This window comes from Otariodibacter oris (assembly GCF_009684715.1).
GTDB classification, from domain to species: Bacteria; Pseudomonadota; Gammaproteobacteria; order Enterobacterales; family Pasteurellaceae; genus Otariodibacter; species Otariodibacter oris.
This window is the reverse complement of the sequence record NZ_CP016604.1, coordinates 1,474,731-1,496,471: the sequence shown is the minus strand read 5'-3', so window position 1 is coordinate 1,496,471 and position 21,741 is coordinate 1,474,731. Positions and strand designations below refer to the sequence as shown.

Genomic DNA, 21,741 nt, shown 5'->3' with positions numbered 1-21,741 from the left:
CAAAAGATCTGATATAGCTTATACGGCTATATCAGCTTCGTTACCGTGATCTTGTAGCCATTGTTTACGATCTTCCGCGCGTTTCTTCGCAAGGAGCATGTCCATCATTTCTATTGTATCCTTTGAATCTTCCTCGTTTTCGGCGCCCTCAAAGGTTAATTGAACAAGACGACGTGTACTTGGATCCATTGTGGTTTCACGTAATTGGCTTGGATTCATCTCCCCTAACCCTTTAAAACGTTGTACGTTTGGTGTGCCTCTTTTTTTGGCTAAGCGAGCAAGAATCGCTTCTTTTTCTGTTTCTTCTAAGGCGTAATAGACTTCATCTTTACCGATGTCAATACGGTAAAGCGGTGGCATTGCCACATAAACATGTCCATTTTTGACTAAATTCGGGAAATGTTTGAGGAATAATGCACAAAGCAATGTGGCAATATGTAAACCATCAGAATCGGCATCAGCAAGAATACAAATTTTCCCGTAGCGTAATTGGCTTAAATCATCACTATCAGGATCGATCCCCATAGCCACAGCAATATCGTGTACTTCGGTAGAGGCGAGGACTTGATCAGATGACACCTCCCACGTATTTAGAATTTTTCCACGCAATGGCAAAATGGCTTGATATTCTTTATCTCGAGCTTGTTTAGCCGAACCACCCGCAGAATCTCCCTCAACTAAGAATAATTCCGTCAGTTTAAGATCTTGAGAGGTACAATCTGCCAGTTTACCCGGTAGAGCAGGACCACTCACCAATTTTTTACGTACTACTTTTTTCTCGGCTTTTAAGCGATTTTGTGCCGAGCTAATCGCCATTTCGGCTAATTGTTGTCCAGTTTGAACATTCTGATTTAACCACAGGCTGAACGCATCTTTTGTGCTATTTTCCACATAACTGGCAGATTGACGGGAAGATAAGCGTTCTTTGGTTTGTCCCGCAAATTGTGGATCTTGCATTTTTAATGAGAGAACATAACAACAGCGATTCCACACGTCATCGGCATTCAGTTTTACCCCTCTTGGTAGTAAGTTGTGGAAATCACAAAATTCTACCATCGCTTTAAATAGTCCTTGACGTAAACCATTTACGTGAGTTCCGCCTTGTGGTGTTGGGATTAAATTTACGTAACTTTCTGTTACCATCTCACCGCTTGTAGGTAGCCAAGCTAACGCCCAACTTACTGCCTCTGTTTCACTTTGAATATCCCCGATAAAGGCAGGATTTGGTAGCGATTCATATTGATCTAATGCTTCAGCAAGGTAATCGGATAAACCATCTTCGTAATACCAACTTTCTTCGGTATTATTGATATGATCTTTGAAATTAATCGTAAGTTTAGGGCAGAGTACCGCTTTAGCACGTAATAGATGACGTAAACGGCTAACTGAAAATTTTGCAGAATCAAAATATTTAGGGTTTGGGTAAAACCGAACGGCTGTACCAGTTTGACGTTTAGGGCAATTACCCTTAACAGTGAGTTCTTCTACTTTCGAGCCATTTTCAAAGGCAATCGTATAAACTTTACCATCACGTTTAATGGTAATATCAACTCGTTGGGAAAGGGCATTTACCACAGAAATCCCGACTCCGTGCAATCCGCCTGAAAAGGTATAGTTTTTATTGGAGAATTTACCGCCAGCGTGGAGTTTAGTCAGAATTAATTCCACCCCTGAGATTTTTTCAGTGGAATGAATATCAACGGGCATACCTCTCCCATTATCAATCACTTCAAGAGAATTATCGCTATGTAGAATGACATCAATTTGTGTCGCAAAGCCTGATAACGCTTCGTCCACACTGTTATCGATCACCTCTTGCCCTAAATGGTTTGGACGAGTAGTATCGGTATACATCCCTGGTCGAAGTTGTACGGGTTCTAAATCTTTGAGTACGGTGATTTCATCAGCATCATAGCGTTTTTCTGACATCTTGTAGTTTTTTCCATGTGGTTAGTAAAGCGACCTTGAATTTTAGCGAATTAAGCCCACATTAACAAGATGCGAGAAATATAGCGACAAGCGGTCAGTTTATGATTATATTTTACAAGAATAATTTATATGTTTTATAGGAGAAAATAATATGTCAGTCACTCAATTACAATTAGATGGTTTACATTGCAATGCTTGTGTGAATAGCGTAGAGAAAGCGTTAAAAACATTACCAAGCGTAAAAGATATTAAGATTGATTTAGCCACTCAGCTTGCTGTTGTTGAAAGTGAAGAGTCGGCACAAACATTGATTGATACGATTGAGGATATTGGGTTTGATGCAAAGGAGGCGTAGTCGATTATGGCAGAAGAAAAACAATTTCTGCTTGATGGATTACATTGTGCTTCTTGTGTTCGCCGAGTAGAAAAAAAAGTTTCGAGCTTACCTGAAGTTGAATTTGTTTCGGTTAATTTGGCGGATCAGACCGCTTTTGTACAAGGTAATGTCAATGCAGACGATGTTGTACAAGCAATTACTAAAATTGGCTTTGGTGCAGAAGTGCTAGAAAGTGAACAAGTTAGACGAGAAAAGCAACAAGCTCAAACACAAAAAACATTAGCCAGAAAAAAACAAGAATTTAGCCTTGCGTTAATTGTCGGTTTTGTGCTGATGTTTTATGGTATGTTTGCAGGAATGGGGCTAACGGCAGATAACCAATGGATTTGGTTTATTTGGGCATTGGTTACATTGCTTACTATGGTTTTTAGTGGACGTCACTTCTTTACGGGTGCGTGGACAACACTTAAAAACCGTTCCGCCAATATGGATACCTTGATTGCAATGAGTACAGGTGTCGCTTGGTTTTATTCCTTTTATTTAACCCTGTTTTCACAATGGGGATCGCATCTCTATTATGAAGCTAGTGTGATGATCATTGGTTTTTTAAGTTTAGGGAAATACCTTGAACTTAAAGCGAAACAACGATCTTCTCTCGCTCTCGAAAAATTATTAGATCTCGCTCCACAACAAGCGGTCATTTTTGAAGATAATCAACCAAAAACCATTTCAGCTAAAGGGATTAAACCAGAGATGCTGATTCAAGCGCTTACTGGCGATAGATTAGTCGTGGATGGCGTGTTAGAAAGTGGCACGATTTGGGTTGATGAATCAATGCTGACGGGTGAAGCTTTACCGATTGAAAAAAAAGTGGGCGATACTGTACGAGCAGGTACTTTAGTTCAAGATGGTGCAGGCATTTATCGAGCAGAACAAGTCGGTTCTCAAACGGCTTTAGCTCGTATCATTCATGCGGTACGTCATGCTCAATCAAGTAAGCCACCACTCGCAAAAATGGTGGATAAAATCGCTGCTGTTTTTGTACCAATAGTGATTGCTATTGCTTTAGTATGTAGCTTAATTTGGCTTGCTGTGGGCAAAGATTTCAGCTTCGCTTTTTCCATATTTACGACAATATTGATTATTGCTTGTCCTTGTGCTTTAGGTTTGGCGATTCCACTTTCTACTATCGCAGGTGTCGCTCGTTCAGCCGAGTTTGGCGTATTGGTACGTAATATTGATGCAATGCAAGCGAGTAGTCAGTTAGATACGTTAGTATTCGACAAAACAGGCACATTAACTACTGGCAAAATGACTGTAACAGAGTTAGAGATAGTCGGAGACGTTGAAAAGCAGACTGTCCTACAACTGGCGAAAAGTTTAGAAAAACAGGCTTCTCATCCTATTGCTAAAGCGATTGTGGATTTTGCCTCAGACTTTTCTGAATGTGAGGTTTCTGATTTGCAGATCATTAAAGGGCAGGGAATTTCAGCCAAATATGGTGATGATGAAATCAGAATCGGCAATGCAAAATTTGCAAATTTTAATCAGGATCTTACCGCTTCCGATACTGTCAGTACTTTGGTGTTTGTTGCAATTAACCAAAAGACTGTGGGTATATTTCATGTTCAAGATGAAATTAGATCAGAAACCAAACAGGCTATTGCAGAGTTGAAGCAGCAAGGCTATCACTGCATTATGCTAACGGGAGATCGCCAGCAGACTGCGGAATATTATGCTCAACAAATTGGTATTGATGAAATTATTGCAGAAGTATTGCCAGAACAAAAATCAGCGAAGATTCAGCAATTACAACAGCAAGGTCGAAAAGTGGCAATGATTGGTGATGGGATTAATGATTCGCCAGCACTTGCTCAAGCTGATGTCGGTATTGCGATGCATAATGGTAGTGATATTGCGATAGAAACCGCTGATCTTTCGCTAATGCGTTCAGGTTTAACACCAATATTACAAATATTACCTTTTTCAAGTGAAGTATTACGTAATATGAAACAAAGTTTAGTCGGGGCATTAATCTATAATGTCATCGCTATTCCAATTGCAGCGGGGGTGTTATATCCATTTACTGGATGGTTACTTAACCCAATGATTTCGGCTATAGCTATGGCATTGTCGTCGATTACAGTAGTATTAAACAGCCAAAGATTGTTAAGAACGTAATATTAAGTAAGTAGATTGTTGACTATTGTCAAATTTTGGTAAATTAAGTGTTTTATGTGTTAAGATTTGCATATATAATGGCAGACAGCCTAGTATAAATTGCTTAGGTAAAATCTTATCTTTTATTTTAATCAATGTTATTTTTTTGTTAAAAGGATAATAAAATGAATCAAACATTAAATAATTTACGCCCAGCAATATTTTTATTTGTTCGTATCATCGTTGGTTACATGATATTTTCACATGGTGCAATAAGAATTTGGGATTTTCCAGTACCTCATCATAGTGGTGGTGTTCCTGTATTATCTTTCATGGGTTTTGGTTCTATATTAGAAATTGTAGGCGGGATTTTAATCCTTTTAGGTTGGTATATTAGACCAGCTGCATTCATTCTTTGTGGTGAAATGGCCTATGCTTACTTCTTTATGCATGCTTCATGGAATGATTTCTTACTTCCTAGCCAAAACCACGGTGAATTAGCTGCAATCTATGCACTTGCTTTCTTATTAATGTTTGTTGCTGGTGCAGATAAATGGTCTTTAGATTACAAAGTTAGAGGAGTGCTATAATATTTTATAGTGTAGCATTTTATTAAATGAGTTTAGGGTGGGATGATCTTATTAGATCATCCCATTATTTTTTCTAAGGTTTCATATCTTTGGATCTTACGCTCTTACTTTGATATATATTTTAATATAATTTACTTATGGTAAATTATAAATCAATAAATTTAAGTATTGTTTTCCTTTTTTAATATATTAAACTAGTCTGAACTTTTAATTGTATAGACAGTCTATATTTACAGATTTCGTTAAAGTTAAGGTCAATGACGCAATCTTTGGATTTCATATACTTTAAAATTATTTTAGAAAAAATAAGCGGTGAGTTGCTTGCAAAATTTTGCAATAAACTCACCGCTTTTTTTCATTTTATAGTATGCTAATCATTCTATCATTTTTATTAATTTAAGAGATTTTATTTTGGGTAAACGCCGATTAACACAGAATCAACAACGTCGAATTCAATCTAATCATCATAAACGCATTAGTAAAAAAGAATTTGATTGGCAAGATGATATGCTTGGTGAAGTTGAGCAAGGAATTATTGTTACTCGCCATGCAAAGCATGCAGATGTAGAAACGGAGACTGGAGAGATTTATCGCTGTAATTTACGTAGAACCTTAAAGAATGTGGTCGTGGGGGATATGGTTTCTTGGCGGAAAGGGAGTGAGCAATTACAAGGCATTAGCGGTGTCATTGAAGCAGTGTTTCCAAGAAAAAATGAACTGAGTCGTCCGGATTATTATGATGGTATAAAAGTCATGGCGGCTAATATTGATCAGATTATTATTGTTTCTTCGGTGCTACCTCAATTTTCACTCAATATTATTGATCGTTATCTTGTGATTTGTGAAACTGCAAATATTCCTGCTTTGATCGTGCTAAATAAGATAGATTTACTGACGGATCTCGAACGACAAGAAATCCAAAAGCAATTAGCGATTTATGAAAATATTGGGTATGAAACTCTGTGTTTATCAGCTGACACAGGCGAGAATATGGAAACCTTATATCAATATCTTGCGAAAGGGACTTCCATTTTTGTTGGGCAATCGGGTGTCGGAAAATCGAGCTTAATCAATCAATTGTTACCTGAGGTCAATGCATTAACTGGGGATGTGAGCCAAAACTCAGGATTGGGACAACACACAACAACAGCTTCACGACTTTATCATTTACCTTTAGGGGGAAATTTAATTGATTCTCCAGGTATTCGTGAATTTGGCTTGTGGCATTTAGAAAGAGAGCAGATCACTCAAGGTTATCGAGAATTTCAATCAATACTAGGGACTTGTAAATTCCGAGATTGTAAGCATAAAGAAGATCCAGGTTGTGCATTACGAGAAGCAGTAGAGCAAGGAAAAATTAACCCAATTCGCTTTGAGAATTATCACCGCTTACTTGAGAGCCGAGAAGAAACAAAAAGCCAAAGACATTTTAGGAACGAATAAGTCGTTAATTTACCTATCAGTGCAATTTATTTTTTGAGAATTATTATCATTGACGATATTTTTCAGTTAAGTATAATCGCCCGTGCGTAAGACTATAACTTTTTTAAGGAGAAAACATGAAAAAAATCGTCGCGCTCTTAGGTACTTTAGCATTAGCTGCAACACCAATTTCTTCTGCTTTAGCAAAAGAATTCAAAGTTGTAACCACCTTTACTGTTATTCAAGATATCGCTCAAAATGTGGGTGGAGATAAAGCAGTTGTTGAATCAATCACTAAACCAGGTGCAGAAATTCATGACTACGATCCAACACCACAAGATATTGTTAAAGCACAAGAAGCAGATTTAGTGCTTTGGAATGGAATGAATTTAGAACGTTGGTTTGAGCGTTTCTTTACTCAAGTAAAAGATAAACCAGCGGTAGTTGTAACAGAAGGTATTGAACCAATTTCGATCTATGAAGGGCCATATACTGGTATGCCTAATCCACATGCATGGATGTCACCGAAAAATGCATTAATCTATATCGAAAATATTCGTAAAGCTTTTGTTAAGTACGATCCAGAAAATGCCGATACTTATAACAAAAATGCAAAAGCATATGCTGAACAAATTATGGCATTAGATGCACCAGTGCGTGCAAGTTTAAGCAAAGTGCCAGAAGGCCAACGTTGGTTAGTAACAAGTGAAGGTGCTTTCAGCTACCTAGCTAATGACTATGGCTTTAAAGAACTTTACTTATGGCCAATCAATGCTGAACAACAAGGCACACCACAACAAATCCGTAATGTGATTGAAAAAGTACGTGCAAATAACATTCCTGTTGTCTTCAGTGAAAGTACTATTTCAGACAAACCTGCAAAACAAGTAGCGCAAGAAACAGACGCAAACTATGGTGGCGTATTGTATGTTGATTCGCTATCCACTCAAGATGGTCCTGTACCAACTTATATCGATCTTCTTAAAGTAACTGTGAATACTATTGTTGAAGGATTTAAACTTTAATGGATAGACGCCAGAGCTCACTGGTAGTGAACGATGTCACTGTTCGCTACAACAACGGGCATACGGCAATTCACGATGTTACATTCAACTTAGCAGGGGGCACTATTTGCGCCCTGCTAGGTGTGAATGGTAGTGGAAAATCTACCTTATTCAAAAGTATTATGGGGCTAGTCAGTCCTCAGGGTCAGATACACATTTGTGAAATGCCTGTTAGCCAAGCATTAAAACAGAACCTCGTTGCTTATGTTCCTCAAAGTGAAGATGTTGATTGGCAGTTTCCAGTTTCTGTTTATGATGTAGTGATGATGGGGCGTTATGGCTACATGAATTTTTTACGTATGCCAAAAGCCATTGATAAACAACGAGTTATTGATGCAATGGAACGCGTCAAAATTAGTCATCTTAAGGATAGGCAAATAGGCGAACTTTCTGGAGGACAGAAAAAACGTGTATTCCTTGCGAGAGCCCTTGCACAAGAAAGTCAAATTATTCTATTAGATGAACCTTTTACCGGTGTAGATGTTAATACAGAAAATGCCATTATTGATCTGTTAAAACAACTTAGAAATGAAGGTCATTTAATTCTTGTTTCGACACATAACTTAAATACTGTTCCCAATTTTTGTGATCAGGCAGTAATGATTAATCGTACTGTGCTCGCAATGGGAGATATTGCCTCTACCTTTACAGAGGAAAACTTGGAAAAAGTGTTTGGTGGCGTGACGCGTTATCAGAACTTTTCACCTGTACCATCGGAAGAAGAAAGGGAATAATTATGATTGAACAACTACTTGAACCTTTCACATATAATTATATGTTTAAGGCGATTGTAGCAAGTGGAGCAATCGGAGCTGTTTGTGCTTTTCTATCAGCATATTTGATGCTAAAAGGTTGGTCGTTGATTGGTGATGCACTTTCCCATGCGGTCGTACCTGGTGTAGCAATTGCTTATGCTTTGTCATTACCTTATGCTTTAGGTGCTTTCTTTTCTGGATTCCTTGCTACAATTGCAATACTTGCAATAAAGTCCGTCACAAAGTTGAGGGAAGATGCCATTATCGGCTTTATTTTTACCACTTTTCTTGCACTTGGCTTACTGATTATTTCGATTAATCCAACATCTGTGAGCGTAGAAGGTATCATATTAGGTAATATTTTAGGTATTGCCGATGAAGATATGATCCAAGTGGCAATTATTTTAGTTGTCTCATTCTTTTTCTTAGTGATCTATTGGAAAGATATGCTTTTACTTTTCTTTGATGAAGTGCAAGCAAAAGCGGTAGGTATTTCGCCACTTAAGTTAAAAATTATATTTTTTACATTATTAAGTGCTTGTGTTGTTACCGCATTACAAAGTGTCGGTGCAATATTAGTGATTGCAATGGTGGTCACACCAGGAGCAACTGCTTATTTACTGACTGATAAATTTGGAAAATTACTGATTATTTCGATTTTATTAGGGGGAGTAACAGGATCTGTCGGTGCTTATTTAAGTTACTTTGCAGATGGGGCAACGGGTGGGTTTATTGTTTCACTACAAACACTTATCTTTTTAATTGCATTTTTCTTTGCACCTAAATATGGTTTATTACCTCGTAAATTTGCAAAAAGAGCAGCAGAATTGGCCGCTATTAAGCGAAAAGAGGAGAAAGCCAATGTTTGATATATTGATAAGTTGGTTTACTGAGCCTTTAGCTTATGGCTTTATGCAACAAGCATTGATTATCTCGCTCATTGTTGGAGTAGTATGTGCCACATTGTCTTGCTACTTAGTCCTTAAAGGTTGGTCGCTTATGGGCGATGCAATTTCTCACGCGGTTTTACCAGGGATTGTATTAGCCTATGTTGTCTCGCTACCACTTGCAGTAGGAGCATTTGTTTCTGGGATATTTTGTTCTGTCGCAGTAGGGTATCTAAAAGAAAATAGCCGTATTAAAGAAGATACAGTCATGGGGATCGTCTTTTCTGGAATGTTTGCTTTTGGAATTGTGCTGTTTACTAAAGTACAAAGTGATCAGCATCTTCTTCATATTCTCTTTGGTAATATCTTAGGAATAAGCGAAGATGAATTTCAGCAAACATTACTCATTGCTTTGATTTCTTTAGCAGTGATTCTCCTAAAAAGAAAAGACTTGTTACTTTATTGCTTTGATCCAAGCCATGCACGTACAATTGGGTTAAATGTGAAACTATTACATTATGGATTATTGGTGTTACTTGCTTTGGTTATTATCAGTGCAATGCAAGTGGTGGGTGTTATTCTTGTTGTTGCCATGTTAATTACACCGGGTATCACTGGCTATGTATTAGCAAAACGCTTTGACTATATGTTACTGATTGCTATATGTACTTCGTTATTTAGTGGTGTGGTTGGTGTATTAATGAGTTTCCACTTCAATGTTGCAACCGGTCCTTCTGTGGTGTTATTACAAGCGGTCTGTTTCATTGTGGCATTTGCAATTAGTAAAGTAAAAAGCCGATTAGTCGTTATTGCGTAATTAATTTTCCTTCAAATAAATAGAGTAAAAGTAAAAACGCCCGTAAGGGCGTTTTTACTAGAGTAAAGTGATATTCTATTTATTGAATAATCACAAATAGGTTTGAGCCATCTCTTAGAATATTAAGGGCAACAGCTGAAGGTTTAGAATCAAGAATTTTACGTAATTCACCGATGTTAGTTACCTCTCTACGATTTACACCAATGATAACATCGCCTTTTCTAAATCCTCTCATTTCAGCTGGAGATCCTTTTTCTACACTAGAAATTTCAACCCCTTTGATACCTTTATCGTCATAATTATTAAATTCGGCTCCTCTTAATGCAGGTAATAATGTACTCGCACTTGTTTTGGTTAGTTCATCTGATTGTAGTGTTACTTTAGCTTTTTCTTCTTTTCCATCTCTAAGGTAAGTAACTTCAATTTCTTTACCTGCACCAGTTGTTGCTACTTTTGCTCTTAATTCTGCGAAGCTACGAATTTTTTGTCCATTTAAAGCAACAATAACATCACCAGCTTTTAATCCAGCTTTTGATGCAGCTGAATCAGCTAACACTTCACTGACAAAAGCTCCTTGTTGAGCATTAACATTGAACGCTTTTGCTAGGTCTGCGTTGAGTTCTCCTCCTTTGATACCAAGTAATCCACGTTTTACTTCACCAAATTCAATAATTTGTTGCACTAGGTTATTTGCCATATTGCTTGGAATAGCAAATGCAATTCCAGCATTTCCACCATTAGGAGAGATAATTGCAGTATTAATTCCGATTAATTCACCTTGTAGGTTAATAAGTGGACCACCAGAGTTACCACGGTTTACAGCAGCATCTGTTTGAATGTAGCTTTCATAGCCTTCATCACTATTGCCAGTTGTACGACCTAATGCAGAAACAATACCTGATGTGACAGTTTGACCTAACCCGAATGGGTTACCAATTGCTACAGTAAAGTCACCCACGCGTAATTTGTCTGAATCCGCAATTTTGATTTCAACTAAATCTTTTGGTTCTTCGATTTGAACTAAAGCAACGTCAGAAAGAGGATCGGAACCAATTAGTTTTGCCTGAAACTCACGACCATCCTCTAATTTAACTGTAATTTTATCAGCATTATCAATAACATGGTTGTTTGTTACAACATAACCTTTATCAGCATTAATAATAGCACCAGATCCTTCTCCTTTAAATGCTCTAGGTGGTGTTCGTCTGTTATTGAATGCATCAGGACCAAAGAAGAACTCAAATTCATCAGGTATATCAGCTCGAGAAGAGCGTGTTTCTCTTTTTCCTTCAACAACGATACTTACCACTGCTGGACGTACTTTTTCTAGCATTGGTGCCAAACTCGGTACTGATTGACCATCTACGGCTGTTGGTAAAGATGCTTGAGAAAGTGTTGGAACACTTAATACACTTAATCCTAATACTAAAGAGGTAATTACAGATTTCTTCATTAATTTCTTCATTTTGCTTTCCTTAAGTTTTATGAATACGCTTCAAATTTACGACGGTAATCATGTCGTTATGCTCGGTAAGACATATAAAAATTTTTAAGGTTCTAAAAATTTAAAATAAAAGTCTTTTTTTTAATCAATTTATCGTATCCATTCATATTAATAAGCTAATAATGCTTAATACTACGGTATTTAGTACTATTTTTAATACTATTATAATCATTTAGTAAATATAATTATGATGATATAGTTTTATAAAAATAAAGTTTCTTTTTTTATTTATCATGGAGAATTATGGTATTTTTTGATACCCACACTCATCTTGATTATCTAGCTCAAGATTTAGGATTATCGATTACTCAATTGGTCGAAAATGCGAGGCAAGGTAATGTCGATCGGATACTTGTTGTATCGGTAGGTGCAAAAAATTTCGATAAAGTGACCGCTTGCAGCCAAGCTGAACCAGAGCATGTTGTTTATGGATTAGGGCTACATCCCTTATATATTGCCTCCCACCAGTATGCTGATTTAGATTTATTGGAACAACGGTTATTGAATCGAGATAAGCACTGTACGGCTATTGCAGAAATTGGGCTAGATAAAGGCGTTGCTGAAATTTGTACTCCTGAACTGTGGCAAAAACAGTGTGAGTTTTTAGAGACTCAATTATCTTTTGCCAAGCGGTTAGATCTGCCTGTTAATTTGCATTCTCGTAAAACTCATGATGTTTTATTTCCCTTCCTAAAAAAAGCGCAGTTATCGCAATGTGGTGTGATACACGGTTTTTCTGGCAGTTATGATCAAGCAAAACGTTTTGTTGATTTAGGCTATAAAATTGGTGTAGGGGGGACTATTACTTACGCAAGAGCTAATAAAACCAGAGAAACGATTCGCAAATTACCTTTGGATAGCCTAGTCCTAGAAACGGATTCGCCAGATATGCCAGTTTTTGGTTATCAAGGAGAACCGAATCGTTCTGAACGCTTGAATGTCAGTTTTCAAGCATTATGTGATTTACGAACAGAAGATCCAGAACAAATTGCTGATGTGATTTGGCAAACGAGCGAAAAGTTATTTTGGCTAGACTAGTGTTAAAACTAGGCTCTAGCTAACGTCCAGACTTGTATTTCTTCAACCTCATTTTTTAATAATTCCCGACAAATTGCATTCATAGTTGAACCTGTGGTAACCACGTCATCAATAATAGCTACCCGCTTATAATGTTTTTGTGGTTGGTATTTGAAGGCTTGAGCTAAATTCTTTTTTCGTTCTTTGGCGGAGAGTTCTCTCTGTGGTGGGGTTGCCCTTATTCTCGATAAACTATCAATATCTAACGGAATATTCAGCAATCTCGAAAGATGAACAGAAATTAACTCCGATTGGTTATAGCCTCTTGACCAGTATCGTTGCCAATGTAGAGGCACAGGCATAATCACTTCTGGCAAAGACAGAGATAATTCACGTTGTGCATTTTTTACGGCTAAAAGTAATAAGCGAGCAAGAGCTTGGTCAAAATGATAGGCTTTATGAAATTTAAACTGATGAATCCAGCCTGCTAGAAGAGGGCTATATTCGCTCACTTGAATAATATTGTGCCACTTATATTTGAGCGAAAGACATTTCCCACACCCATTATGATAATTCAATAATTTTGAGCCACAGCATCCACAATAGGGATGCTTTTTTATTTTTTTATAGCATTGTGAACAAAAGCCATGATGATCTATAGCTAATGATTGTTGGCAATTAAAACAACGAAAGGCAAGAAAGTTCATATCAATATAGTGTATTTTTTATTGCACTGTATCAATTTTTTCAGATTAATATCAGAGAGTTTTTGTGATACGGATCGAAAACAGATAAAATCATCCTAATTTTAAAGGAGAAATTATGAAAGCATTGACTGATCCAATTAAAGTGATTTTTTTCGATATTGATGAAACCTTGTATTACAAAAAAGAAACCCGCATTCCTACTTCAATTACTGAGCAAGTTTTACCTCGCTTAAAAGAAAAAGGGATTATTCCTGCTATTTCCACAGGACGAACTTATGGGGCCTTTCCCGATGCGTTAAAACCACTTCTAAATGAAAAAGGATTTGAGTTATTTGTTACAATTAACGGTCAGTATAATTTATATAAAAATGAAATTATTACGCAATATCCCCTTACCCAAGAGCGAGTAAGTCGAGTTATTCAAAAGTTAAATACGCTAGGTATTGAATATGGGGTTGTGACAGCCGATGAAATCGCAGTATCGAAAAATACTGAGCAAGTTGAAGTTTCTTTGCGTCCGATAAAATCGGATTATATTGTGGATCCTGATCATCATTTGCATCATCAAGTATTCCAATTATTAGCATTTTTTGAAGAAGATAGAATACAAGATATTATTGATGCCGATGTGTTGGAAGATGATTTAAAAGAAGTACGTTGGCATCAATATTCTGTGGATTTACTCAATAAACATAATTCCAAAGCAAAAGGCATTACAGATGTGTTAGCACATTTTGGTATCGGTATTGATAATTCCATGGCATTTGGTGATGGATTAAATGATGTGGAAATGCTTTCAACAGTCGGTTATGGCGTAGCGATGGGAAATGCAGAACCTAGTGTCAAAGAGTTAGCAGATTATGTGACATTACCGATTGAACAAGATGGGGTGCTAGTCGCGTTAGAAAAGCTAGGTGTGATTTAACTTGCTGTAGATAAGTAATAAATGTAAACTATTCTCATTTAGAATATCAGGGCTATCAATCAATTGGTAGCCTTATTTTCCTCTCAATTAACATAGGTAACTGTAATGAAACAAAAAGTATATTTTTCTGTTTTATCATTAGCCACTGCAACGTTGGCATTTGCAGCTGAAGAACAAAATATCATTTCAGAGAGATTGAATGACCAACGTATTCAAACAGAAACCACAGTTACTCGACCTAATGTGAGTGAGCTCCCGCAACTACAAAATACCCAAGCGAGAGCAGAAACTAATAGTGTTTCAATGACCAAAGAGGAATTAGCTCAGCATCCAGATTTAATTGTTAGGGCATTATTACCAGCAGTGATGGAAGGTAATGCGGATAATGTTGAATTACTTTTCCCGCTTTATGAGAAGTTACCTTCCCAATATCACGATCCAATTTTAACGCAATGGTCGAAAGCAATTTTAGCGAAGAAACGGCAGAATTATGCCGAATCAATTCGTATCTATCGTGAAATTCTTGCTAATCAGTCGGATATATTACCTGCCCGTTTACAACTTGCAGTCGCGCTTTTTGAAAATAACGAGTTAGAAGCCGCAGAAGACCAATTGCAACGATTGCGTGCAGAGCCATTAGCCCCTCAAATTCAACAGATAATTGAGCAGTATTTAGTGGCAATCAATAATCGAGATCGTTGGACTTTTGGTGGTGGATTTACCTTTTTGAATGATCCTAATATTAATAATGCACCGAAGTCTGGCACAACTTTTGGTAATTGGCGAGGACCGAAATCGGAGTCAGGGCGAGGAATTGGCTTTAATTTTGATATAGGGAAAAAGTGGTCTTGGGGCGATGGATTCTTTAATGAATTGCGTATAAATTCGAGCGGTAAATATTATTGGAATAATAAAAAATATAACGATTTTTCTGCTCGAGGCAGTTTCGGACTAGGTTTTCAAAATATAAAACATAATATCGCTGTTTTACCATTTATCGAGCATACTTGGTATGCGGGTGGTTCTAGTAGCAGTGAAACTCTCAAGCATTTTTCTCGATCTTACGGGGTAACTGGAGAATATAGCTATTGGCTTTCTCCACAATGGCAGGTCAATGCTAATTATGAATATGGCGAACAGCGTTATGATTCTCGAAAACATTTGAATGGTCATTATCATTTTGTCTCTTCAGGATTACTTTTTTTAGCGAATGCTAAACAATATTGGTTTGCTAATGTGAATTACAATCGCACCTCAACTCGAGATAAAGACGATAGTTTTTACCGCAGAGGTGTTAGTTTGGGTTGGGGGCAAGAATGGGGACAAGGCTTATCGACAAGGTTGTCTGTAAGTTTTGCACAGAAGAGATATAAAGCTCCGATGCCTATTTTTGAAATTACCCAACGAAATAAAGAGTATGGCTTTAATGCGTCAATTTGGCATAGGGCAGTTCACTTTTGGGGAATTACGCCTCGTTTGACTTATAATTTTACCAAAACAAAAAGTAATCATGTCTTTTATAGCTATGATAAACACAGAGTATTTATAGATTTTAGTAAGCGATTTTAATTGCTAAATTTTTACAAGCGGTAAGTTCAGCAAGATTTTTTGCAAAAAATTGCTAAGAACTTACCGCTTGTTTTGACTAGCAAAAATGTATTTTTTGCTGTAAACTATTGTCCCGTCCTGATGGTTTATAACCATTCAACTATTTCTTATTTCAAATCAACTTATCACAAAGGCAAAATACAATGACAACGAATTATATTTTCGTGACAGGCGGTGTTGTTTCTTCATTAGGGAAAGGAATTGCAGCGGCTTCTCTTGCTTCTATTCTTGAAGCTCGTGGCTTAAATGTTACCATCATGAAACTTGATCCTTATATCAATGTCGATCCCGGCACAATGAGTCCAACTCAACATGGTGAAGTCTTTGTGACAGAGGACGGTGCAGAAACCGACTTAGATTTAGGGTATTATGAGCGTTTTATTCGTACAAAAATGACAAAGGCGAATAACTTTACCAGTGGTAAAATTTACTCAGAAGTTTTACGTAAAGAACGTCGTGGCGATTACTTAGGCGCAACTATTCAAGTTATCCCTCATATTACCAATGAAATCAAATCTCGTGTGATTAAAGGTGGGGAAGGCCGTGATGTCGTGATTGTTGAAGTGGGTGGAACAGTGGGGGATATTGAGTCTTTACCGTTCCTTGAAGCACTTCGCCAATTAGCTGTTGATGTGGGTAGAGAAAAAACCTTATTTATGCACTTAACCTTAGTGCCGTATATTCCAACTGCGGGCGAAGTAAAAACCAAACCAACACAACATTCTGTTAAAGAATTACTTTCCATCGGTATTCAGCCTGATGTTTTAATTTGTCGTTCTGATCGTGCGATTCCAGCTAATGAGCGTTCAAAAATCGCATTATTCTGTAATGTGCCAGAACGTGCGGTAATTTCATTAAAAGATGTGGAGTCAATTTACCAAATTCCTGCAATGCTTAAATCACAAGGATTAGATAGCTTTGTGTGTGATCGTTTCCGTTTAACGTGCAAAGAAGCAGATTTATCAGAGTGGGAAAATGTCCTTTATCAACAAGCTAACCCATCTGGTGAAGTTACTATCGGTATGGTTGGAAAATATGTTGAGTTACCAGATGCGTATAAATCGGTAAATGAGGCATTAAAACACGCAGGATTAAAAAATCGTTTATCTGTACATATTAAATACATTGATTCACAAGATGTGGAAGGTAAAGGTGTTGATGCCTTAAAAGGTGTTGATGCCTTAAAAGGTGTGGATGCAATTTTAGTACCGGGTGGATTTGGTTCTCGTGGTGTGGAAGGGAAAATTAAAACTGCACAATATGCACGTGAAAATAATATTCCATACTTAGGTATTTGCTTAGGGATGCAAGTGGCATTGATTGAATATGCCAGAAATGTGGCTGGCATGGAAGGCGCTAACTCGACTGAATTTAATCCAGATTCCGCTTATCCTGTGGTTGGATTAATCACTGAATGGCAAGATGCTGATGGTAATGTTGAAGTACGTTCAGATAATTGTGATCTTGGCGGAACTATGCGTTTAGGATCTCAAGCGTGTCATTTAATTGAAGGAAGTAAAGCAAGGGAACTATATGGTAATGAAACCATTTTTGAACGTCATCGCCATCGTTATGAAGTAAATAATACATTACTGCCAAAAATTGAGGCAGCAGGCTTAAAAGTGACAGGTTTATCTGCGGATCGTAAATTGGTTGAAATTATTGAAGTGCCAAATCATCCTTGGTTTGTCGCCGCTCAATTCCATCCAGAATTTACTTCAACTCCTCGTGATGGTCATCCATTATTTGCAGGCTTTGTTAAAGCAGCAAAAGCATATCAAGATGCACATGCGAAATAATTAGGACAATCTGAGTGCTATACAAGCGGTAAGATGTGATAAACATTTTACCGTTTTTTTTGTTTGTAATTAAGTTGATTTGTTGTTAATTATTTCTCTTTTTGAAATAATTTATGTACACAAAAGTGATAGATACGCTTACCTACACGAGCCTATAATGTGACCATAATTTTTGAAATGATAATGAGGTATTAATTATGGAAAAAGATTATAGAGCTTATATTGTTGCGTTGTTACGTATCCTGACCGCTTATTCTATTTTGGTTCATCCTATGTCTAAGATATTTGGCGTACCACTGGATATGACAAATTTATTGACGTCTTGGGCATCGTTAGATGGAATCGCTACAGCACTTGAATTAGTCGGTGGTATTTTGCTGATTTTAGGTATCGCTACTCGTCCAACTGCATTTATTTTATCAGGGCTAATGGCAGCAGCTTATTTTATTGCTCATTTGTCATTTTTCCCTGTAGAAAAAGATGGTGAAGCTGCTATGTTGTATAGCTTTGTATTACTATTGATTACATTATTCGATAGTGGTGTTTGGTCTCTTGGTCATCGTACTAAAAAGAAAGCGGTCTAAAGAGAAAGAATAACTTAATATGGTAGAAATTCATTTAAAATTGGCGAACTAAAGTGCTAGATAATTTAATAAATTACCTAGCACTTTTTTATTATATTTAGGTAATAAGTTTACTTGATTTGCCGAACTTCCCCTTGATATTTCTAAAAAATCCCCCACACTATCAGAACGTTTTTAAAGAATATAAAAGGAATAAAAATGTCTAATCCATTATTAACCGCAACAGGATTACCCCAATTTTCAGCGATTGAGCCAGAACATATCCAACCAGCCATTTCACAACTTATCGATGATTGTCGTCAAACGATTGAAACCGTATCTAAAATTGAACAGCCAACGTGGGAAAATTTTTATCTTCCCCAAGCTATAACAGGCGATAAACTGTCTCGTGCATGGTCGCCAGTAGGACATTTAAACTCGGTGAAAAATAGCCCAGAATTACGTGAGGCTTATCAAGCATGTTTACCTTTGTTATCCGAATACAGCACTTGGGTAGGGCAACATCAAGGATTGTATCAAGGTTATGTGAAGTTAAAAAATAGTCCAGCCTTTGAAGGCTATTCTGTAGCACAAAAGAAAGCCATTGAAAATAGCTTACGTGATTTTGAATTATCAGGTATTTCTCTCCCAGCAGAAAAACAAAAACGCTATGGTGAAATTTCTATGCGTTTATCTGAATTAGGTTCGCAATTTAGCAATAATGTTCTTGATGCAACAATGGGCTGGGAAGTGATCATTGAAAATGTCGAAGATCTAAAAGGATTACCTGAATCAGCCTTAGAAGCCGCAAAACTTTCTGCTCAAAGCAAAGAGAAAGAAGGTTATCGCTTTACCCTTGAATTCCCAAGTTATTTACCCGTCATGACTTACTGTGAAAATCGTGAATTACGTCAAAAAATGTATGAAGCATTTAATACTCGAGCATCGGATCAAGGTCCAAATGCAGGGAAATGGGATAATTCGGCAATCATTGATGAAACCTTAGTGTTGCGTTTAGAACTCGCCAATTTACTTGGTTTTGAAACTTATGCCGATTATTCATTAGCAACCAAAATGGCAGAAAATCCAAAACAAGTGATGGATTTCTTAGAAAATCTTGCGACGAGAGCAAAAGGACAAGGGCAAAAAGAACTTGCAGAATTAAAAGCCTTTGCAGAAAAAGAATATAACGTTACTGATTTACAGCCTTGGGATATCGCTTTTTATAGTGAGAAGCAAAAACAAGCATTATATGCAATTAATGATGAAGAACTTCGCCCATATTTTCCAGAAAATCGAGTGTTATCAGGCTTATTTGAACTAGTTAAACGTATTTTCGGAATGAAAGTAGTTGAGCAACAAGGTATTGATGTTTATCACGATGATGTTCGTTTTTTCAATATTTATGATGAAACTGACCGCTTGCGTGGATCATTCTATTTAGATTTATACGCTCGTGAGCATAAGCGTGGCGGTGCTTGGATGGATGATTGCATCAGTCAAAGACGTTTAGCCGATGGTTCATTGCAAAAACCAGTGGCATATTTAACCTGTAACTTTAATAAACCAATCGGCGATAAACCAGCACTCTTTACTCATGATGAAGTGACTACCTTATTCCACGAGTTTGGACACGGTATTCATCATATGTTGACTGAAATTGATGTGGGTGATGTGGCAGGTATCAATGGTGTGCCTTGGGATGCGGTTGAGTTACCAAGTCAATTCCTTGAAAACTGGTGTTGGGAAGAAGAATCTCTTGCCTTTATTTCTGGACATTATGAAACAGGCGAACCATTACCAAAAGATAAATTAACGCAATTATTAAAAGCTAAAAATTACCAAGCGGCAATGTTTGTGTTACGTCAGTTAGAATTTGGAATCTTTGATTTCCGCTTACACACAAGTAAGCCAAGAGAAAATTTAGTGTTAGATACGCTAAGAGAAGTGAAGAAAGAGGTAGCAGTAATTGAAACCCCAACTTTTGTACGCACACCACACAGTTTCTCACATATTTTTGCAGGTGGATATGCGGCAGGTTATTACAGCTATTTATGGGCAGAAGTATTATCGGCAGATGCATTCTCTCGTTTTGAAGAAGAGGGCATTTTAAGTCGTGAAGTTGGTGAATCTTTCCTACAAAATATTTTAACACGTGGTGGCTCAGAAGAACCAATGGTGCTATTTGAACGCTTCCGTGGACGTAAACCAACTTTAGATGCATTGTTGCGTCATAAGGGAATTAGCGCTAATTAATATAACTTTTTAAGAGTTATAATAAAGATAAAAAAATCGCTACATTGAAACAGATAATTTATTTTAATGTAGCGATTTTATTTTTAGACTACTTTATTTTTCTGAATGAAGCTCTTCAGGTTTGACAATTAACCAATTTTTATCGGCTGTTGCTTCTTGTTTTAATTCGGTTTGTTTAGCTGAAGCTTCTTTTGACCACTTTTGCATTTGATCGGTATATTTTTGTCTTCTATCAACCCAAACACGCAATCCACCATTTTTAACATCAGCTCCATTTAATAACATATAGCCATCAGATATAGGCGTATCTCCTGCAACGAGAATTGGTTTTTCCCATTGATTAATCCAACCAACAATAGTTGCATATTTACCCTCATACCAAGTCATTGGATTAACAAGATATGAAGTGAATTTCATATTTTTTAAATTTTCTGAATTGCTATATTGGCCATTTTTTATTTGTATATGAGATGTTGCTAATTCATCGTTAAATTTATTTTTTAGTAAGACATTCACACCATAAATATTTTCAGGTTTAACGTTATACCCATATTTAGGATCAGATGCGACCATACGCACCAATTCTTCATTAGCTGCAGTTATGACATATACTTCAATACCATTTTGTTGTAGTTTGTTATAAAGCTCAACCATTCCTGGGAATATTTTAGGTGGATTAACGGTATAATCTACAATTTTATCACCATCATAATAATTAACAGCTATCGGTTTTTGCTCTGCAATCATTGTATCAACATGCTTTTTAAGCTCGCTAAGCTCTAATCCTGAAAATGCTTGAGCAATCCATGGATAGCATACCAAATCATCAATTTCACAAAGTCTTACATAATAAGAATATAAGCTTTCTTTATAATTGTCGGTATCTTTAAAAGGAATAAGTTTTAATGCAGGATCTAAGTTATCTCGAGTAAGGACGCCGTGTTGTTCAAGATAGGGTAATAGGGATTCCGTAAGGTCATATTGGTAACTGGTATTATCCATATCAAAGGTAGCAAATTTATTTTGAAAAGCATTATCTTTTATAAATTTTTCAAGTTGTTCTGCTTTGTCTTTTGGCCAGTGATTAAGTTTTACTTGTTCATTTTGATTCAGCATTTGATCATTATTGTTCATTATTTCTGAACTTTTAGATGAGTTTGTTTCGGCATTTGTTGGTGTATTTATTAGCATTAGGCAAGCGAAAAGGGGTAATAGTTTTTTCATTAAGACTCCTGAATTATGGAAACTATGATATAGAATTTTTATTTCTTATATCTGAGATTGAATATGGTATTAATGAGATTGGTGTCACTGTAAATCATGTGTATAGCAAACAAAAAATATTAAGTAGCAATCTATTAATATTTAGCCAATGTAGCATAAATATAAAAAATAAGCAAA

At 36.7% G+C, this 21,741-nt stretch carries 18 protein-coding genes; 14 read left to right on the top strand and 4 right to left on the bottom strand.

What is annotated here, in order from left to right:
- Positions 1-18: 18 nt before the first annotated feature.
- Positions 19-1,929, bottom strand: coding sequence for a DNA topoisomerase IV subunit B (gene parE / locus A6A10_RS06905; protein ID WP_121122414.1), 1,911 nt, complete (start codon positions 1,927-1,929; stop codon positions 19-21).
- A 151-nt stretch (positions 1,930-2,080) separates the two neighbouring features.
- Here parE and A6A10_RS06900 point away from each other — a divergent pair, with 151 nt between their 5' ends.
- The 8 genes from A6A10_RS06900 (at position 2,081) to A6A10_RS06865 (ending at position 9,961) form a co-directional block, all read left to right on the top strand.
- Positions 2,081-2,284 carry a heavy-metal-associated domain-containing protein gene (locus tag A6A10_RS06900; protein ID WP_121122412.1) on the top strand — a complete coding sequence of 68 codons (204 nt, stop codon included), beginning with the start codon at positions 2,081-2,083 and terminating at the stop codon, positions 2,282-2,284.
- Positions 2,285-2,290: 6 nt separating this feature from the next.
- Positions 2,291-4,447 (top strand): heavy metal translocating P-type ATPase, encoded by a 2,157-nt coding sequence (locus A6A10_RS06895; RefSeq protein ID WP_121122410.1) that lies wholly within the window; start codon positions 2,291-2,293, stop codon positions 4,445-4,447.
- Positions 4,448-4,611: 164 nt separating this feature from the next.
- Complete coding sequence (locus A6A10_RS06890) at positions 4,612-5,016, top strand: DoxX family protein (protein ID WP_121122408.1); 405 nt, start codon at positions 4,612-4,614, stop codon at positions 5,014-5,016.
- 411 nt (positions 5,017-5,427) lie between these two features.
- A complete protein-coding gene (gene rsgA, locus A6A10_RS06885; protein WP_121122406.1) occupies positions 5,428-6,459 on the top strand; it encodes a small ribosomal subunit biogenesis GTPase RsgA in 1,032 nt (343 codons plus the stop codon).
- A 116-nt stretch (positions 6,460-6,575) separates the two neighbouring features.
- Positions 6,576-7,463 carry a metal ABC transporter substrate-binding protein gene (locus tag A6A10_RS06880; RefSeq protein WP_121122404.1) on the top strand — a complete coding sequence of 296 codons (888 nt, stop codon included), beginning with the start codon at positions 6,576-6,578 and terminating at the stop codon, positions 7,461-7,463.
- A complete protein-coding gene (locus tag A6A10_RS06875; RefSeq protein WP_121122402.1) occupies positions 7,463-8,236 on the top strand; it encodes an ATP-binding cassette domain-containing protein in 774 nt (257 codons plus the stop codon). The genes A6A10_RS06880 and A6A10_RS06875 overlap by 1 nt, the downstream gene beginning before the upstream one ends.
- A 2-nt stretch (positions 8,237-8,238) precedes the next feature.
- Entirely contained in the window at positions 8,239-9,126 is an 888-nt protein-coding gene (locus A6A10_RS06870) for a metal ABC transporter permease (protein ID WP_121122400.1), read from the top strand.
- Complete coding sequence (locus A6A10_RS06865; RefSeq protein ID WP_121122398.1) at positions 9,119-9,961, top strand: metal ABC transporter permease; 843 nt, start codon at positions 9,119-9,121, stop codon at positions 9,959-9,961. Before A6A10_RS06870 ends, A6A10_RS06865 begins: the two co-directional genes overlap by 8 nt.
- 79 nt (positions 9,962-10,040) lie before the next feature.
- Here A6A10_RS06865 and A6A10_RS06860 read toward each other — a convergent pair whose 3' ends face one another.
- Positions 10,041-11,426 carry a Do family serine endopeptidase gene (locus A6A10_RS06860; RefSeq protein ID WP_121122396.1) on the bottom strand — a complete coding sequence of 462 codons (1,386 nt, stop codon included), beginning with the start codon at positions 11,424-11,426 and terminating at the stop codon, positions 10,041-10,043.
- Positions 11,427-11,708: 282 nt separating this feature from the next.
- Between A6A10_RS06860 and A6A10_RS06855 the strand changes: the two genes are divergently transcribed.
- On the top strand, positions 11,709-12,503 hold the full coding sequence (locus A6A10_RS06855) for a TatD family hydrolase (protein ID WP_121122394.1): 795 nt from the start codon (positions 11,709-11,711) through the stop codon (positions 12,501-12,503).
- Between the two features lie 8 nt (positions 12,504-12,511).
- Here the strand turns inward: A6A10_RS06855 and A6A10_RS06850 are convergent, their stop codons facing one another.
- Positions 12,512-13,189 carry a phosphoribosyltransferase family protein gene (locus A6A10_RS06850; RefSeq protein WP_121122392.1) on the bottom strand — a complete coding sequence of 226 codons (678 nt, stop codon included), beginning with the start codon at positions 13,187-13,189 and terminating at the stop codon, positions 12,512-12,514.
- A gap of 115 nt (positions 13,190-13,304) precedes the next feature.
- Between A6A10_RS06850 and A6A10_RS06845 the strand changes: the two genes are divergently transcribed.
- The 5 genes from A6A10_RS06845 (at position 13,305) to prlC (ending at position 20,340) form a co-directional block, all read left to right on the top strand.
- Positions 13,305-14,114, top strand: a complete 810-nt coding sequence (locus A6A10_RS06845) for a Cof-type HAD-IIB family hydrolase (protein WP_121122390.1) — start codon at positions 13,305-13,307, stop codon at positions 14,112-14,114.
- A gap of 105 nt (positions 14,115-14,219) precedes the next feature.
- Positions 14,220-15,683 (top strand): porin family protein, encoded by a 1,464-nt coding sequence (locus A6A10_RS06840; RefSeq protein WP_121122388.1) that lies wholly within the window; start codon positions 14,220-14,222, stop codon positions 15,681-15,683.
- A gap of 182 nt (positions 15,684-15,865) precedes the next feature.
- A complete protein-coding gene (pyrG, locus tag A6A10_RS06835) occupies positions 15,866-17,521 on the top strand; it encodes a glutamine hydrolyzing CTP synthase (RefSeq protein WP_121122386.1) in 1,656 nt (551 codons plus the stop codon).
- A gap of 197 nt (positions 17,522-17,718) precedes the next feature.
- Positions 17,719-18,105: a DoxX family protein gene (locus A6A10_RS06830; protein ID WP_121122384.1), complete on the top strand. Its 387-nt coding sequence runs from the start codon at positions 17,719-17,721 to the stop codon at positions 18,103-18,105.
- Positions 18,106-18,303: 198 nt separating this feature from the next.
- Positions 18,304-20,340: an oligopeptidase A gene (gene prlC / locus A6A10_RS06825; protein ID WP_121122382.1), complete on the top strand. Its 2,037-nt coding sequence runs from the start codon at positions 18,304-18,306 to the stop codon at positions 20,338-20,340.
- Positions 20,341-20,433: 93 nt separating this feature from the next.
- On the opposite strand, the gene A6A10_RS06820 is transcribed toward prlC, so the two are convergent.
- Positions 20,434-21,564 (bottom strand): HAD family hydrolase, encoded by a 1,131-nt coding sequence (locus tag A6A10_RS06820; RefSeq protein ID WP_121122380.1) that lies wholly within the window; start codon positions 21,562-21,564, stop codon positions 20,434-20,436.
- Positions 21,565-21,741: the final 177 nt, after the last annotated feature.